This window comes from Nocardia neocaledoniensis (assembly GCF_003182135.1).
GTDB lineage: Bacteria > Actinomycetota > Actinomycetes > Mycobacteriales > Mycobacteriaceae > Nocardia > Nocardia neocaledoniensis.
In genome coordinates, this window is record NZ_QGTL01000009.1 from 199569 (window position 1) to 216391 (window position 16823).

The 16823-nt window shown below is 70.9% G+C and carries 14 protein-coding genes; 10 read left to right on the plus strand and 4 right to left on the minus strand.

Annotated elements, in window-relative coordinates; translation table 11 throughout:
* Nucleotides 1-83: 83 nt before the first annotated feature.
* Nucleotides 84-1013, plus strand: a complete 930-nt coding sequence (locus tag DFR69_RS23365) for an alpha/beta hydrolase (protein ID WP_244198416.1) — start codon at nucleotides 84-86, stop codon at nucleotides 1011-1013.
* Nucleotides 1014-1029: 16 nt separating this feature from the next.
* On the opposite strand, the gene DFR69_RS23370 is transcribed toward DFR69_RS23365, so the two are convergent.
* The gene (locus DFR69_RS23370; RefSeq protein ID WP_110039755.1) at nucleotides 1030-3255 is read right to left on the minus strand and encodes a glycosyltransferase family protein; all 2226 of its coding nucleotides are present in this window, start codon (nucleotides 3253-3255) and stop codon (nucleotides 1030-1032) included.
* Between the two features lie 186 nt (nucleotides 3256-3441).
* On the opposite strand from DFR69_RS23370, the gene DFR69_RS23375 reads away from it, so the two are divergent.
* The 6 genes from DFR69_RS23375 (at nucleotide 3442) to DFR69_RS23400 (ending at nucleotide 10862) form a co-directional block, all read left to right on the plus strand.
* A complete protein-coding gene (locus tag DFR69_RS23375; protein WP_110039756.1) occupies nucleotides 3442-3885 on the plus strand; it encodes a GyrI-like domain-containing protein in 444 nt (147 codons plus the stop codon).
* Nucleotides 3882-4322 (plus strand): AraC family transcriptional regulator, encoded by a 441-nt coding sequence (locus DFR69_RS23380; RefSeq protein WP_110039757.1) that lies wholly within the window; start codon nucleotides 3882-3884, stop codon nucleotides 4320-4322. Before DFR69_RS23375 ends, DFR69_RS23380 begins: the two co-directional genes overlap by 4 nt.
* 308 nt (nucleotides 4323-4630) lie before the next feature.
* Nucleotides 4631-6775 carry an Rv1355c family protein gene (locus DFR69_RS23385; protein ID WP_110039758.1) on the plus strand — a complete coding sequence of 715 codons (2145 nt, stop codon included), beginning with the start codon at nucleotides 4631-4633 and terminating at the stop codon, nucleotides 6773-6775.
* 68 nt (nucleotides 6776-6843) lie between these two features.
* Complete coding sequence (locus tag DFR69_RS23390; protein WP_110039855.1) at nucleotides 6844-8661, plus strand: putative bifunctional diguanylate cyclase/phosphodiesterase; 1818 nt, start codon at nucleotides 6844-6846, stop codon at nucleotides 8659-8661.
* A complete protein-coding gene (locus DFR69_RS23395) occupies nucleotides 8658-9656 on the plus strand; it encodes a GAF domain-containing protein (RefSeq protein WP_110039759.1) in 999 nt (332 codons plus the stop codon). Before DFR69_RS23390 ends, DFR69_RS23395 begins: the two co-directional genes overlap by 4 nt.
* 78 nt (nucleotides 9657-9734) lie before the next feature.
* On the plus strand, nucleotides 9735-10862 hold the full coding sequence (locus tag DFR69_RS23400) for a glycosyltransferase (RefSeq protein ID WP_110039760.1): 1128 nt from the start codon (nucleotides 9735-9737) through the stop codon (nucleotides 10860-10862).
* Nucleotide 10863: 1 nt separating this feature from the next.
* On the opposite strand, the gene soxR is transcribed toward DFR69_RS23400, so the two are convergent.
* Complete coding sequence (gene soxR / locus DFR69_RS23405; RefSeq protein ID WP_110039761.1) at nucleotides 10864-11349, minus strand: redox-sensitive transcriptional activator SoxR; 486 nt, start codon at nucleotides 11347-11349, stop codon at nucleotides 10864-10866.
* Between the two features lie 131 nt (nucleotides 11350-11480).
* Between soxR and arcA the strand changes: the two genes are divergently transcribed.
* Nucleotides 11481-12722, plus strand: coding sequence for an arginine deiminase (gene arcA / locus DFR69_RS23410; protein ID WP_110039762.1), 1242 nt, complete (start codon nucleotides 11481-11483; stop codon nucleotides 12720-12722).
* Nucleotides 12723-13082 carry a GntR family transcriptional regulator gene (locus DFR69_RS23415; RefSeq protein ID WP_110039763.1) on the plus strand — a complete coding sequence of 120 codons (360 nt, stop codon included), beginning with the start codon at nucleotides 12723-12725 and terminating at the stop codon, nucleotides 13080-13082.
* On the opposite strand, the gene DFR69_RS23420 is transcribed toward DFR69_RS23415, so the two are convergent.
* Both DFR69_RS23420 and DFR69_RS23425 read right to left on the minus strand, forming a co-directional pair.
* Entirely contained in the window at nucleotides 13079-14629 is a 1551-nt protein-coding gene (locus DFR69_RS23420) for a dolichyl-phosphate-mannose--protein mannosyltransferase (protein WP_110039764.1), read from the minus strand. The two genes, DFR69_RS23415 and DFR69_RS23420, sit on opposite strands and share 4 nt — an antisense overlap.
* A gap of 96 nt (nucleotides 14630-14725) precedes the next feature.
* Nucleotides 14726-15292, minus strand: a complete 567-nt coding sequence (locus DFR69_RS23425) for a TetR/AcrR family transcriptional regulator (RefSeq protein ID WP_244198418.1) — start codon at nucleotides 15290-15292, stop codon at nucleotides 14726-14728.
* A gap of 109 nt (nucleotides 15293-15401) precedes the next feature.
* Between DFR69_RS23425 and DFR69_RS23430 the strand changes: the two genes are divergently transcribed.
* On the plus strand, nucleotides 15402-16301 hold the full coding sequence (locus tag DFR69_RS23430) for an alpha/beta hydrolase family protein (RefSeq protein ID WP_110039766.1): 900 nt from the start codon (nucleotides 15402-15404) through the stop codon (nucleotides 16299-16301).
* Nucleotides 16302-16823 lie beyond the last annotated feature (522 nt).

Here is a 16823-nt window from a genome sequence, read left to right on the forward strand (position 1 = left end):
CCCTGGTCACCCTCGGGTATCGAAGCCGTCGAGCCGGGGCGTGGCAGGGTGTCTTCGCCCATGTCGCGGGGTATACCGGGGTGGTGACTGCATCGAGACTGTGGCTTGCTGTGGTGTGTGCTCTCGTCGCCGTGCTCGGCGGCGCCAACGCGAATGCCGATCCCGGCGCGCGGGTGGCGGGCGAGGTGCCGTTAGGGGGCAGGGCGGTCCAGCTCGATGTGTACTCCCCGGCGATGGGCCGGGTCATCCAGAACCGCGTGATCAAGGCCGCGGGTGCGGGCGCGCCGACGGTGTATCTGCTCACCGGCGCCGGCGGCGGCGCCGACGGGATCTCCTGGTGGGACGACACCGATGTGCGCGGCTTCTTCGCCGACAAGTTCGTCAACGTGGTGATGCCGGTGGGCGGCGCGTTCACCCTCTACACCGACTGGATCTCCGAGGACCCGAGCCTGGGCCGCCCGCGCTGGGAGACCTACCTGACCCAGGAACTGCCCGAGGTGATCGACGGCGCGCTCGGCGCCAGCGGCCGCAACGCCATCGTCGGGGTGTCGATGAGCGCGGCCTCCGCCCTGGACCTGACGATCCAGGGCGGCCCGCGCTTCGACGCGGTCGCGGCGCTGAGCGGCTGCCCCTGGTCGGCGGATCCGGCCGGGATCGGGCTGGCCAGCGCCGTCGCTGTTCGCGGCGGCGGCAACCCGGGCAACATGTGGGGCCTGCCCGGCGGACCGGGCTGGCGCGCCCACGACGTGTTCGCCAACGCGGGCAGGCTCGCGGGCAAGACGATCTTCCTCGCCGCGGCCACCGGCATTCCCGGCCCCAACGATCACGGCCTGCCGATGCCGCCGGTGGAGGCCATCGCTGGCGCCTGCACCGCCGCCTTCGCCGGCCGCCTCGCCCAGCTCGGCATCCCCGCCACGCACGTCCACCGGCCCACCGGCTCGCACACCTGGGGGCAGTTCGAGACCGACCTGCACGAGGCGTGGCCGCACCTGGCCGCGCGCATCGGCGCCTGAATCAGGCCGCGCGCGTTCAGGATTCGACGGCGACCGGCGCGGGCTGAGCCACCGGCTCGGCGCCGCGCCGTTCGTCGCGTCCGCTGCGCCGGAACCACCACTGCAGCAGGGCGATTCCGACGAGCGCGAGCACCGCGCTCGGCAGGCTGATCGACAGACCGGGCGGGCGCCAGGTGACGACCAGCTCGGCGTTGCGCTTGCCCGGCGGGATGTCGACCGCGACGAAGGTCCCGGCGACGGCGCGCACCGGGATCTCCTGGCCGCCGAGTGTCGCGTGGTAGCCCGGCCAGGCCAAGCGGGACAGCACGATTCGGCCGCCGGTCCCCGAGGAGACCGTCGCGCGGTTGGTCAGCCCGTCCTCGGCCATCACGGTGGCGTGCACGCCCGACTCGTGGGCGATCAGGTCCCCGGGCGAGGGCAGCGGGTTCACCCGCTCCAGCACCCAGATCTGGTGTTCGTGGCCCGGATAGTCGACGAACTTCCAGCCCGCGGGCGCGGGCTGGTGGCCGGCGTCGGGGTACTGGGCGCGTTGCAGGACAACACGATCCAGGCGCATCAGGTCGACGATCGGCGTATCGGTCGACGGCTCGACGGCGAAGACCCTGCGGTAGGCGTCGGGGCAGGTGCCGCCGTCCCACGCCATGCAGAGCAGGCCGGCGAAGGCCGCGTGGCCGACCGGGGTGTAGCCGTTCACGTATTGCAGGCCGAGGTTCTTGGCGTAGCTGCCGAGGGCGATCGACCCGTAGGTGCCCGCCAGCGTGCGCTCCTCGTCGCGCACCGCGATCCGGTCCGCCAATTGCAGTGTGCGACCGCCGAAATCGGGGAAGGCGGCGGTCATCTCCGAACGGCGTTCCGGGAACCCGTAGGACAGGGGGGTCGTCGGCGCCGCCGCCACCTGGGCGAAGGCGATGGGTCCGGTGGCGAGGATCGTCAGCGCGGCGGCCGCGGCGAGGCCCCGCGTGCGTGCCAGCCACAGCGCGGCGGCCCCGAGCGCGACCACGGCCGCCACTCCGAGGACGTGCCGCTCGACGAGTTTCGGTGCGGCGGAGAAGGATCGCAGGAACAGCAGGCCGATCAGCACACCCGCCGCCGCGTACCGCCGCCGCGAGGAATCGAACGCCCCGTAGCGGCTGAGCAGCACGCACACCAGCACCAGCAGCGCGATCGCCAGCATCGGCAGCACCCGCGCGGGCCAGCGCAGCGGGCCGATCGCGCCCGGGCCGGCCGTCCACATCAGGGTGGCGACGGCGAACAGCGCGATCCCGCTCCATTCGGCGGCCGCGCGGGCGGCGGCCTTCCAGTCGATGAAGGCCAGCGCCGGGATCACGAACCAGGCGATGTAGACCATCGGCAGCGGCTGAACGTGGCCCCACCAGGCGGTGAACGCGGGCACCGTGCTGGGCAGGCTGGCATTGAGCGACTCCGACCACGGCACGGTCAGGAACGGGTCGTTGTGAATGGTCGACACGTCACCGCGCCAGGTGGCCTGGGAGGACAGCAGGATCGGCAGATTGGCGACCAGCGAGGCGAGCACCGCGAGACCGGACGCGGTGAGCACCCGCAGCACCGGCGCCCACCGGCGCTGGTACAGGTACTCACCCGCCGCGACGGCCGCGATCATCAGCCCGGATTCCACAGCGGGGAAGGCGTATTGGATGGTCAGTGCCAGGTACAGGAACACGAACAGCGGGATCGGGCCGCTGCGTCCGCGCGCGTACAGCACGGCCGAGGCCCAGGCGTGCACGAGCCAGGCGGTGCCGGTCTGGGAGGTGAACCAGCTCGCCTCGTCGAAGAACAGGAACCAGCCGCTGAACGGGAAGGCCACGCCCGCCACCGCGGCCAGCGGCGCCTTGGCGCCATAGGCCAGGCAGATGCGGAACACGCCGAGCGCGGCGATGGCGGAGAACACGAACTTCACCGCGGTCGCGTACAGGGCGAGATCGTCGAACGAGGGGGCCAGCAGGTAGACGAGCAGCTGTGCCGGGTTGTAGAGCCCGGCCTCCTCGAGGCTGTAGTTGCCCGCCATCCATTCCCACGGCACCATCGCCGGGAAGCGGCCCGCCCGCAGTTCGTTGCCGAGCAGCTGCCACATCGGCACGTACTGCGCCTCGGTGTCGTCGGTGTAGAAGTGCCGAGGGTCGCCGAGCAGCACCGCGAGATACCCGGCCAGGACGGCGATCACGACGATGACCGCCCACCGCACCACTTCTTTTCGCGGCTCCAGTACCGCGCGTATCCACACGAGCGCGGGAGCCTAGGGCATGGAGGTGAATCGGACAATACCCAGCGGTGTCGCCGCGTGGTGGTGGACGTTTGTCCAGCTCAGATGTGGTTAGGTGGGACTCAGTACAACTCGGTGTGTCACCACTGTCGGGGATCGTGATTGATAACATGGCGCAACCGAGCCGACCCTTCGAGAGAGTCATCAATGCAGTTCGAAATCGTCGAGCGGGACGAAACCTGGGTGGCCGGTCTGCCGGTCCGCAGTCCCAAGCGCGCGCTCGGTGAGCTGCGCGACCGAGATCTCGAGGCCGCCTGGTCCGCGGTGCTCCACCAGGACCTCGGCGGCCGCCTCGCCAGCGCATACACCGATTTCTCCGGGGACCTCGGTACCTACAACACGCAGATCGTCGGCTACCAGTGCGACTCGCTCGAACAGGTCACCCGGGGACACCTGGCGGCTCGCCTGCCGCGCGGCACCTACGCCAGATTCTCCTCGGTCGGTAATTTTCCGCAGGTGATGACGGACCTGTGGACGCAGATCGCCTACGCGGAAGAACACAACCAGATCAAGCGCACCCACACCGGCGATTTCGAGTGCTACCCGCACGCCTACAAGATCGATCTGTACCTGGCGGTAGATCCGCGATGAGTTACACGATCGTCGTGCGCGCCGGCGCACTCTACGGTGGCCTGGCGGTACCGCGCGTGCATCCGAGCTTCAAGGTGAGCAACAGCGACCTGATCGAGTTCCTCAAGGACCGCCTGCGCGACCGGCCCGAGGGCGGCGAGCCGCTGCACACGGTCTACGTGCCGGACCCGGCGGGCAACTGGAACGCGCTGGTCGCGCGGGAATTCGCGTCGCCGGACGAGGTGCCGGTCGGTGATCTCATGGTGTATGTCCCCAAGGGCATCTACGCCCGCTTCGCGCCCAACGGCGACTACCACGACCCGGTGGAGGACGTCTGGGCGCAGGTCGACGACGCCACGGCCTCGGCGGAGATCTCGCGCGCCTATCGCGAGGAGATCGAGGTCTGGCACGGCCCCGACACCGTCGAACTCTTCGTCTCCATCACCGTCGATAGCTAATTATTAGCTGATTTCGAACCGTCCGGTCTGGATTTTCGGACTACCCACTGGCTTACCTGTTCTGACCTGCGAATACTCCACATCGCCCTAGATGTTTCCGGAAAATTAGCCACTCCTGTGGTGCAAACCCATCGCATAGCGGATACTGCACCTGTCGGCATCGGTAGGACGCGGACCGCGCGCGGGCGCGTAGCACGGAGTAGGAACACGATGGCTGTCGAAGCAGCGCGCGACGGCGCGGGGTTGCGGTGGGTTCACCCGACCGGCGGATGGGTCGCGGTGGCGCGGTTCCTTGGTCGGGCCCGTCGATGATCGAACTGGATTCACCGGACAACGCCTATCGCCCTCTCGTGCTCGATCCGGCCGATCGGGCCGACGCGGCAACCTTGCGGCAGCTGACCGACGCGGTCGGCGTCCGCGTCGTCGACCTGCGCACCGGACTCCGCGCGGAGCTGTCCGAACTCACGGGCCCGCCGCCGGGCCTGGACCCGGACGAGGAACGCTGGGTCTACTACCCGTGGCGGCACACGCTGGTCGCCGTCCTCGGGCCCGCCGCCTTCCACGCGATCCGGCTCGACCGCAACCGCAACAAGCTCACCCGCGACGAACAGCGGCGGCTGGCCGGGCTCACGGTCGGCGTCGTCGGGCAGAGCGTCGGCCATTCGGTGGCCTTCACCCTCGCGCTCGAGGCCTCCTGCGGACGGCTGCGGCTGGCCGACTTCGACACCATCGAGCTGTCGAATCTGAATCGGGTGCCCGGCGGGCTGTTCGACGTGGGCGTCAACAAATCGGTGGTGACCGCCCGCCGGATCGCCGAGCTCGATCCGTACCTGCCCGTCGAGATCTGGACTGCGGGCGTGCTCAGCGAAACCGTCGACGCGTTCGTGGACGGACTCTCGATCGTGGTCGAGGAATGCGATTCGCTCGACATCAAGTTCGCCGTACGCGAGGCGGCACAGCGGCACCGCATCCCGCTGCTCATGGACACCAGTGACCGCGGCCTTTTCGACGTCGAACGCTACGACCTCGAACCCGGTCGCCCGGCCTTCCACGGCCTGCTCGGCGACACCACCGGCGCCGACCTGGCCGACCTCGACACCAGGGCGAAGGCGCCGCACGTGGTGCGCATCCTGGACCCGGGCCAGCTCTCCGCGCGGATGGCGGCGAGCCTGGCCGAGGTCGGCGAAACCGTCACCACGTGGCCGCAATTGGGTAGCGACGTGCAACTGGGCGCGGCCATCGTGGCCGCCGCCGTACGCCGGATCGGGCTCGGCGCCAAGCTGTCCTCCGGCCGCACCAGGGTCGATCTCGAGGCGGCGCTGGACTCCCTCGCCGAGCCGGGCCACCTCGAGGAGTGCGTGGACGCGGCCGAGGACCCGGACGAGGCGCCGCCCACCGAGCCGCTGGCGGCCATCCTGTCCTGCGCGCAGCGGGCACCCTCCGGCGGCAACACGCAGCCGTGGCGGCTGCGCGGCACGGACCGGCTGGTGGAGATCGCGCTCGATCCCAGCGCGACGACCGCGCTGGACGTCCAGCTGCGCGGCAGTGCCGTGGCCGTCGGTGCCGCGCTGCACAACGCCAGGGTCGCCGCGGCGGCCTTCGGGCTGCTCGGGACGCCCGAACTGCGCGTCGACGATCCCGCGACGCCGCTGCTCGCCCGCCTGCGGCTCGCCGAGGGCACCGACAACGACCTGGCCGCAGACTACCCGCTCGCGCTGGACCGTCAGACCAACCGCCGACTCGGTTCGGCGGCACCGCTGCCGGGGACCGTGCTGCCCGCGCTGCGCTCCGCCGCGGGGGCCGAGGACGCCACCGTGCGCGCTGTCACCGGGGTCGACGGGTTGGCCGAGGCGGCCGAACTGCTCGGGTCCAGCGACCGCGTCCGGTATCTCACCCCGCAGTTGCACGAACAGCTCTACGCCGAATTGCGCTGGCCCGGGGAGGATCCGCGCACCGGAATCGATGTGCGCACCCTCGACCCGGCCCCGGACGAACTGGCCAAGCTACAGGTCGGCCGCCGCACCGATGTGATGGACCGGTTGCGCGAGTGGTCGGCGGGTTCGGCGCTGGGCGAATTCACCGTCGACCGGGTGCGCTCCAGTTCCGCGCTGGTCGCGGTCTGCGTCCGGGCGCGGGCCGGTGGAGCCCCGGATCTGGCCGATTACGCCCGCGCCGGCGCCGCGGTGGAACGGGTCTGGTTGCGGGCGCAACTGCTGGGGCTCGCGGTGCAGCCGGTGTCTCCGGTGTTCCTCTACGCGCGCGGGTGGGAGGATTTGCGCAGCGTTTCTCCCGAGTTCACAGATACACTTGCCGGGATTCAGAGGCATTTCCACAACCTGCTGGGGATACCCGATGATGAGAACGTGGCATTGGTTCTTCGTCTGAGCTACGCCGCGGCTGCGAGTGTTCGCAGTCGACGGTTGCCGGTGCCCGGCAGTAGGAACGACGGATAGCGCGGATCGGAGACAATGTGCCTCGGCGAACGCTCGACTCACTGGTGACCCAGGTCGCCTCCGAGTTGATGGGTGTCGACGCCACGACCATGGTGGCGGCGAGCGAGCGGGTGCTCGCCGAGCTGGTCGATCACTTCGACGTCGACTTCAGCTACCTGCGCCACACCGACCGCGTCAAGCGGGCGACGGTGCTGGTCGCCGAATGGCCGCATCGCGACGACGCCCCCGACCCCGACCCGCTGCACACGGTCGAGTTCGAGCATGCCGACTCCGTCTTCGCCGCCCTCGAGTACGCCACCGAGCCGCTGATCGTGCGGCCGAGCCGCGACAGCGCCGACTATCAGGAGACGATCCGCAAGTCCTCGGGCATCCCCGAGGTGGCCATGGCCTGCGTGCCGCTGGTCTCGCGGGGCGAGTCGACCGGGGTCCTCGGGTTCGTGAAGATGGGCGACCGCGAGTGGACCAAGCGCGAACTCAACGTGCTCAAGGCCATCGCCGCGCTGTTCGCCCAGTTACAGGCGCGCGTGGTGGCCGAGGAACGGTTGCGCTACATCGCGTTACACGACGACCTCACCGGCCTGGCCAACCGCCGCGCGCTGCTCGAATACATGGAGGAGCGGCTGCGCCCCGGCGAGGCGGGCCCGGTCGCCACCTTCTTCCTCGATCTCGACCGGCTCAAGGCGCTCAACGACTTCCTCGGCCACAGCGCGGGGGACAACTTCATCCGCACGCTGGCGCGCAGGCTCGAACAGAACCTCGAACCCGGCGACATGATCGCCCGCCTCGGCGGCGACGAATTCGTCATCGTGCCCGCGGCGACCATGGACGCGGTCGCGGCCGAACTGGAGGCCACCCGGATCCAGCAGGTCATCGGCCGCCGCGTCTCGGTCGGCCAGGAATCGGTGAGCCGGGGTGTGAGTGTCGGCGTCGCGCTCGGCATTCCGGGCGAGACCTCGGTGTCGGACGTGCTGCGCCGCGCCGACCACGCGCTGCTGTCGGCGAAGTCCGGCGGCGGCAACGGCGTCGCGGTGTTCACCGACGCCATGCGCGCGCAGTTCGAACTCCAGGACGACGTGGAGCTCAACCTGCGCAGCGCGGTGTCGGACGGTTCGCTGATCCTGCACTACCAGCCCGAGGTCGACCTGCGCACCGGCCGGATCGTGGCGCTGGAGGCGCTGGTGCGCTGGCAGCATCCCACGCGCGGGCTGTTGCCGCCCGGCGCGTTCGTCTCGGTGGCCGAGGCCACCAATCTGGCCGGTGAGCTCGGCCGCTGGGTCATCCGCTCGGCCTGCTCCCAGTTCGCCGACTGGCGGCGGCGCGGGCTGGCCGCCAATGTGGTGATGCGGATCAACGTGTCGCCGGTGCAGCTGGTGAGCGCCGACTTCGTGGAGCGGATCGACGACATCCTGCGCCTGTTCGGCATCGACGGCAGCTCGGTCTGCCTCGAGATCACCGAGCACGTGGTCGTGCAGGACCTCGTGCGCACCCGGCTCACCCTGCGCGGGCTCAAGCGGATGGGCGTGCAGATCGCCATCGACGACTTCGGCACCGGCTACAGCTCGCTGTCGCACCTCAAGGCTCTGCCCGTCGACGCGGTGAAGATCGACCGCGGCTTCGTGCAGCGCCTCGGCGACAGCAACGACGACCTGGCGATCGTGAAATCCATCATCGGCCTCGCCGGCTCGTTCGGGCTCGGCGTCGTCGGCGAGGGGGTCGAGACCCCGATGGCGGCCAGGACACTGGTCGGGCTGGGCTGCTACCGCGCGCAGGGCTTCCTCATCGCGCGGCCGATGCCCGCCGAGGAGGTCGAAGCCCAGCTGCGGCAGGGGCGGATCCCGCTCGACCTCGATCTTCCACGCGCGGGTCGCGGCGTGGCCCCGAGTTGACCGCACGGGCGACGGGCGACTGGCTGCTGCTGGAAACCCTCGTCGACGACCTCCCGCCGACCGTCGTCGCGGAGGGCGCGCTGACACGGCAGTGGGCTGGGCCTGTCTGGCTGCACCGCAGGTTCGGAAAACAGCGCGCGGAGCTCGCGCTCGCCGCGGTGCGCCGGTGCCGGGCGGAGCAGGTGTCGGTGCGCGAGGTGGTCGACGGGCAGCTCGTCGTCGCCGAGCCGGTCCGCTGCGCGTTCGACGGGGTCCACGGCGTGCAGCTGTGGATCGGCGACGCCGAGGCCCCGGTGCCGCCGCGCCGTCGCGTCGGCGCGTGGGACTGGGCCGCCGACTCCGAGCTCGCCTATCACGGGCCCGGGCTCGAGGAGCTGATCTTCGCCCGCGATCCGGCCGAGGTCAAAGTGGTGCGCACGCCGCCGGATGCCTTCGGCCGGATGGTCGGCTTCGACGGTCGGGTCGAGTACTTCGCCATGGCCACCGCGCTCGAGCCGGGCGGCTGCTGGCAGGGCGTGGTCGACATGCTCGGCGACGACGACGTGCTGCGCGGCTTCCAGATGGTCGCCAGGGCCGCGCCGCGGGTGTGCCGGGTGAGCGGATTGATGCACGCGCTGCCCGAACACGGCTGGGAGACGACGGTCTCGGATCCCGAACTGGCGATGCTGCGCGCGGTGTCCCAGCGCGTGGACGTCGGGGTCGGCGTCATCACCCTGTCCAGCGCCATCATCTACGAGTGGGTCGTCGAGCCGCCGCCTCCGCTGGCGCCGTGGGCGGTGGAGCGACCGATCATCGACGCGGGCGACCTGGCCGCGTTGCGCGCCGCCTGCGCGCGGGTCGCGCGCGATCCCGGCGTGATCGAGCGGCTGACGCTGCGGGTGCGTTTCGCGGGCGGCGAGTGGATTCTCGCCATGGCCGAACTCGTGTCGCTGGCCACGGCGGCCTCCGGGCACGGCCTGCTGCGCGTGTGGACCGAGGATCCCGAAGCCGGTTAGCCGCATCTTTCTTCGCTGTTCACCCCGTGTTGTCCCGGCCGGTTCCGGGGTGCACCCGCGTCGTTGAAGCATCGGGGAGTGCGCATCGTGCAGCTCGCCAACTTCTACGGCCCGCGCTCGGGTGGCCTGCGCACCGCGCTGCATCACCTCGGCGAGGGGTATGTCGCCGCCGGACACGAGGTGGTGCTGATCGTCCCCGGCCCGCGCCGCAGCGAGGAAGTGCTGCCCACCGGCGCGCTGCGGATCACCCTGCCCGCGCTGGCGATCCCGTGCACCGGTGGCTACCGGGCCGCCGACCCGCGCCGCGTCGCCGACGTGCTCGGCGGCCTGCGGCCCGACGTGCTCGAGGTCTCCGACCGGCTCACCCTGCGCGGCTTCGGGCGCTGGGCAGGCCGGCGCGGGGTCGCCAGCGTGATGATCTCGCACGAACGCCTCGACCGGCTGCTCGGCCAGTTCCTGCCCGGCCCGGCCGCGCGCCGCTGCGCCGACGTCGCCAATCGGCGCACCGCCGACGATTACGACATGGTCGTGTGCACCACCGATTTCGCGCGCGAGGAATTCCAGCGGATCGGCGCGCCCAATGTGGAACTGGTACCGCTGGGCGTCGATCTCGATCTGTTCAGCCCGCGCCGCCGCGATCAGCGTCTGCGGGCGGACCTCGGCGTCGCCGGGCATCCGATGCTGGTGCACTGTGGGCGGTTGTCGGTGGAGAAGCGGGTCGACCGGAGCATCGAGGCGGTCGGGGCGCTGCATCGGGCCGGGGTGCCCGCGCGCCTGGTCGTCGCCGGTGACGGGCCCCGCCGCGAATCGCTGGAGCGCAGGGCCCGCACCCTGCCCGCCCTGCCCGGCGGCGCGCCCGCGGTCCACTTCACCGGGTTCATCAGCGACCGCGCCATGGTCGCGAAACTCCTTGCCACCGCGGATGTCTCGCTCGCGCCGGGCCCGCACGAGACCTTCGGCCTTGCCGCGCTGGAGGCCCTCGCCGCCGGGACTCCGGTGGTCGCCAGCCGCTCCTCCGCGCTGGCCGACATCGTCACCGCCGAGTGCGGCGCCATCGCCGCCGACCGCCCCCGCGCCTTCGCCCGCGCCGTCACCGATGTCCTGGCCATGCCCACCTCGGGCAGACGTCGCGCCGCCCGCACCCGCGCCGAACAGTTCACCTGGCCCCGCGCGGTCGCGGGCATGCTCGCCGTCCTCGACCGCTGAGCTACTCGCAGACCTGGCGGGTGGGGCAGTTGAGCTGCACGTCGAGGACCCGGGCGCCGGGGCCCTCCGCGCCGAGGCGGTCGTGCTCGTTGACGAGCTTGCAGGAGCCGAGCGACAGGCAGCCGCAGCCGATGCAGCCGGTGAGGTTGTCGCGCAGGCGGGTGAGCTGGACGATGCGGTCGTCGAGGTCCTCGCGCCAGGTCGTCGACAGGGTCTCCCAGTCGCGGCGGGTGGGCGTGCGGCCCTCGGGGAGGCGGTCCAGGGCCGAGCGGATCTCGCTCAGCGGGATGCCCACGCGCTGGCTGATGCGGATGAAGGCCACGCGGCGCAGGGTCTCGCGCGCGTAGCGGCGTTGATTACCGCTGGTCCGACGGCTCGATATGAGACCTTCCCGTTCGTAGAAGTGCAACGCGGACACTGCAACTCCACTACGCTCGGAGAGCTGCCCGGGGGTCAGCTCCTTCGTTTGCCAATCGGCCGTCGTCATCTGCGCTCCTCCCGTTTTCGCCCTCAACAATACTTGAGGTTTTTTCGGCACGGACGAAAACGGCTCGACTGCCCCCGGCGGGTCTGCGGGTCTTCCGTGCCGAGGGGCGCTCCGCGGATTACGGTTTTCGCATGGGAACCGCCCCCGAATCGCGTCTGGCCGTCACCTCCGAGGTCGGCACCCTGCGGACGGTGCTGCTGCACCGGCCCGGCGACGAGCTGCGCAGGCTCACCCCGAGCAACAACGATCAACTGCTCTTCGACGGCATCCCGTGGGTGGAACGCGCCCAGGCCGAGCACGACGCCTTCGCCGCGCTGCTGCGCGAACGCGGGGTGGAGGTGCTGTTGCTGTCGGATCTGCTCGCCGAGACGCTCGAGGTGAGCGGCGCGGCCAGGATCCAGGGTATCTCCGCCGCCGTCGACGCCCGTCGGCTCGGGCACGGCCTGGCCGACCAGCTCGCCGCCGAACTGCGCAAGGTCGAGGCGCCCGCGCTGGCCGACATCCTGATGACCGGGATGACCTTCGACGAGCTGCCCTTCGGGCCCGACACCACCTCCCTGGTGCGCCGGATGCACCACGGCGGCGATTTCGTCATCGACCCGCTGCCGAACCTGCTGTTCACCCGCGACTCGTCGTTCTGGGTCGGCCCGAAGGTCGCGATCACCTCGCTGGCCCTGCCCGCCCGCATCCGCGAGACCTCGATCACCGATCTCGTCTACGCCTTCCACCCGCGCTTCCTCGGCGTGCGCCGGGCCTACGAATCGCACACCGCGCCGATCGAGGGCGGTGACGTGCTGCTCCTCGCGCCCGGTGTCGTCGCGGTCGGCGTCGGCGAGCGGACGACTCCGGCGGGCGCGGAAGCGCTGGCGCGCAGCCTCTTCGACGACGACCTGGCCCACACCGTCCTGGTGGTGCCGATCGCGCAGAACCGGGCCACCATGCACCTGGACACCGTGTGCACCATGGTCGACACCGACGCGGTGGTGATGTATCCGGGCGTGCGGGACACCTTGCGGGCGTTCACCATCCGCCGCGAGGACGGCTTCTCCGGGCGCGGCGACCTGGACCGCATCAGCATCAGCGGACCGGAACCGTTCCTGCCCGCCGCCGCGGCCGCCATGGGCATCCCGCGCCTGCGGGTGATCGACACCGGCCGCGACGGGCCCACCGCCGAACGCGAGCAGTGGGACGACGGCAACAACACTCTGGCGCTGGCGCCGGGCGTCGTCGTGGCGTACGAACGCAACGAGATGACCAATTCACGGCTCACCGACGCCGGGGTGGAGGTCCTCACCATCCAGGGTTCCGAACTCGGTTCGGGTCGTGGTGGTCCGCGCTGCATGTCCTGTCCGCTGGCCCGAGACGAGGTGTGAGTGTTCCACGTCGAGCTGTCCACCGATTCCACCCAGCCGCCCTACGAGCAGCTGCGCATGGCCGTGATCGAGCAGGTCCGCGCGGGCACGCTCACCGCGGGCACCAAGATCCCCACCGTCCGCGCCCTGGCCGCCGATCTCGGCATCGCCCCGAACACCGTCGCCCGGGCCTACCGCGAACTGGAGGCCGACGGCGTGCTCGAAACCCGGGGCCGCCAGGGCTCTTTCATCGCCTCCTCCGGCGATCCGACGCGCGACATCGCGGGCCGCGCCGCCGTCGACTACGTGGCGACCGTCCGGCGCCTCGGCCTCCCCGACTCCGACGCGCTCGAGTTCGTGCGTCGCGCGCTGGACAGCTAACGCCAGCTCGGTAGCCAGAGGTGGTCCTGCCAGCTGGCCGGGGTGATGGGCTGGGCGGTGAGAATGGGCCAGAGCCAGACGAAGTTGGCGATGACCACGCCCAGATAGATGCTCACGATCAGCAGGCCGAGGGCATAGCGCTCGTTCACGGGCGCAGGTAGGTAGGTGCCGGTCGGGCTGCGCGGTATCCCCGCGGGTCTGGCCGAGCCGAGGATGTCGCCGAGGACCAGCGCGACACCCATCGCGAGGAAGGGCGCGAGCACGACCGCGTAGAAGAAATACATCTGCCGGTCCAGGGTGAGGAACCAGGGCAGCAGGCCCGCGCCGTAGCCGACCAGGACCGCGGCGTAGCGCCAGTCCTTGCGCACCACCGAGCGCCACAGCATCCACCCGAGGGCGGGCAGCGCGAGCCACCACAGCGCAGGCGTGCCGACGGCCATCATGGCCTTCACGCACTGCGCTTCGCCGCAGCCGGTCACGGTGCCTTCGGCGTAGTAGTAGAGCATCGGGCGCAGACCCATCGGCCAGGTCCACGGCTTGGATTCCCACGGATGGTGATTGCCCGCCGAATTGGTGAGACTCGAATGGAAGTCCAGGGTTTCGCCCTGGTAGTACCAGAGCGAGCGCAGCGCGTCGGGCAGGAACGAGAACGCCCCGCCCGCGCCGACCTGGTTGCCCACCGCGTACCGGTACACGCCGGTCTCGCTGGCGAACCACGCCCAGTACGAGGACAGATACACCACCAGCGGGATCGCCACCAGCGCGTACAGGGCAGGCCCCACGTCCCGGACCAGCGTGCCCAGCCACGGCTTGCGCACCCCGTACGCGCGCCGCGCGCTCACGTCGAAAGCCACGCTGAGCAGGCCGAAGAACATGATGTAGTAGATGCCCGACCACTTGGTGCCGCACGCCAGCCCGAGCAGCACGCCCGCGCCGAAGCGCCACCAGCGCACGCCGAGTCGCGGTCCCCAGTCGGTGATGCCGATGCGCCCGGCCAGGTCGGCGGCGGCCATGCGCTCGCGGACCTCGTCACGGTCGACGATGAGACAGCCGAACGCGGCCGTCACCAGCAGGGCCATGAAGATGTCGAGCATGCCGATGCGGGAGGAGACGAAGGTCAGCCCGTCGGCGATGAGCAGGATGCCCGCGAAGGCGCCGATCAGGGTCGAGCGCGCCATGCGCCGCACGATCCGGATCACCAGGAGGACGAGCACCGTGCCCGCCAGTGCCGCCGTGCCGCGCCAGCCCCAGGCGTTGTAGCCGAACAGGGCCTCGCTGATCGCGATGAACTGCTTGCCGACCGGCGGATGCACGACCAGACCGTAGGCCGGGTTGTCCTCTACGCCGCCGCCGGTGACCATCTGCCAGGCCTGTGGCGCGTAGTGCTTCTCGTCGAAGACGGGCGTGCGGGCGTCGGTGGGGTAGTTCAGATTCACGAACCGGGTGATCGCCGCGATCAGGGTGAGCACGCCGGTGACGGCCCAGCCGCGCGCGGTGTCGAGCGGCCCGAAATCGGGGGAGGGGCGCAGCGGCGCCGGGGAGACCACTGCCGACACATGGCGCGTCGCGCGAGTTTCGCTCACCGGGATCACGCCCCGATCGTAGGCGGTGGCCCCGCCGATGTCCGAGCCGACACCATCGGGTCAGCTCGGCCGGGCCAGCCCGGCGATGAGCAGGGCGACCAGTGGGCGCGGGTCGTAGCGGGTGTCGGACTCGGCACCGATGCACAGGTTTCCGATGCCGCGCAGCAGTTGATAGGGGCCGAGGCCGGAGTCGATCTCGCCCGCCGCGACGGCCGCGTCGAGGAGCTCGGCGCAGACCGGGAGCAGGCGGTCCAGGAAGTAGGCGTGCAGGGTCTCGAAGCTGCCGGTGTCGTTGTGCAGGGCGGCGGCGAGGCCGTGCTTGGTGACCAGGAAGTCGACGAACAGGTCGACCCAGCGGCCCAGGGCGGCGTGCGGGGTCGGGCCTTCTTCCAGCAGCGCGGGCCCGGCCGCGGCGCAGGCGTCGACCTGGTGGCGGTAGACCGCGATGACGAGATCGGCCCTGGTCGGGAAGTGGCGGTAGATCGTGCCCATTCCCACGCCCGCCTCGGCGGCGATCTCGCGGACGGGTGCGTCGACGCCGGCGCGGACGAAGACCGCCGCGGCGGCGTCGAGCAGGGCCTGCTGGTTGCGGCGGGCGTCCTTGCGTTTGGGTGCGGGGTCGGTCACCACGGTCCTTTCGGTTGCAAAGCGGAACAGTGCTCCGTATCGTTAACGGAGCGTTGTTCCGGTTTGTTCATCATGGCAGATCCGGTGGCGCCCGACGAAAGGCACACCCATGTCCTCCACGGTCATCTCCGTCAAACCCGTCGTCCTCGCCGCGCCCGGTCGCGGCACCGATCTCGCGGTGCGGGTCAGCGCGCCCGCGACCGGTACCGGACTGCCGGTCGTCGTGTTCTCGCACGGCTACGGCTGGTCGATGGACGGGTACGCGCCGCTGGCCGACCACTGGGCGGCCGGCGGTTTCGTCGTCGTCCAGCCGACGCACCTGGATTCGCGGCGGCTCGGGATTCCGGCGGAAGACCCGCGCACACCGCACATCTGGCGCCTCCGCGTCGACGATCTGCGCCGGGTGCTCGACGGACTCGCCGAGGTCGAAGCCGCCGTCCCCGGCCTGCGCGGGCGGGTCGACCACGAGCGCGTCGCTGTCGCGGGCCACTCCTGGGGCGCGCAAACGGCGAGTACCCTGCTCGGCGCGCGGGTCCTCGACGCCGACGGCGAGCCCGGCGAGGACCTGTCCGATCCCCGCGTCCGCGCCGGCGTCCTCCTCGCGGTGACCGGCCTCGGCGACCAGCTCACCCCCTTCGCCGCCGAGCACTTCCCCTTCCTGCGACCGTTTTTCGCCCGCATGACCACGCCGGCGCTCGTTGTCGCCGGCGACAACGACCACTCCCACCTCTCCACCCGCGGCCCCGACTGGTTCACCGACGCCTACACCCACAGTCCCGGCGAGAAGTCCCTGCTCACGGTCTTCGGCGGCGAGCACTCCCTAGGTGGCATCGTCGGCTACGAGGTCGCCGAAACCACCGACGAGAATCCGGCCCGCGTCGCGATGATCCAGGCCCTGACCACCGCTTATCTGCGCGGCGCGCTCGGCGTGGACGACACGGCCTGGAAGGAAGCGCGGGCCGCCCTCGACCAGGACCCAGCTGCGCTCGGTGCGGTGCGCAGCAAGTAAGCGGGCTCAGGTTCACTGGGACCTCGGGTGGTCGGCCGAGCTCGAGTGGGTCCGGCTGCGCTGGGTGCGATGCGCGGCAAGTAACTTGCGGGGGGAGTTGCGTTGGCAGCCTTGGGGTGGTCCGTGCTGTGATGTGTGGGCAGGGCTTGAACGAGAACTGGCCTCGCTGGGTGCGGCGCGGCAAGGTGGCGGGCGCGACGAGTCTCGTTGGGCCATGGTGTGACCGGTATGGGCTGCGACGTGCGCGCCTGACACGAACGAGACCGGCCGTGCGGTGTCCGCCAATTAGCAGGCGGAGATGACTCGCGCTGCTCGCGCTGGAGCGACCGGGATGTTCCGCCGGTGCGGGCCGATGCGCCTTTGGGCGGAGTGTGGTGGCGCGGGCGTGCGGGCGCGGCCGTGTTCGGCGTCGATGGCGCGCGGCGGGGCTGGGCGCGCGGTGATCCGGGGTGGGCGGGTGGTGGGCGGGGTGGTGTTGGCTGGTGCTGACAGAATGGGTGGGCGCCACCATTTGGCATCGCG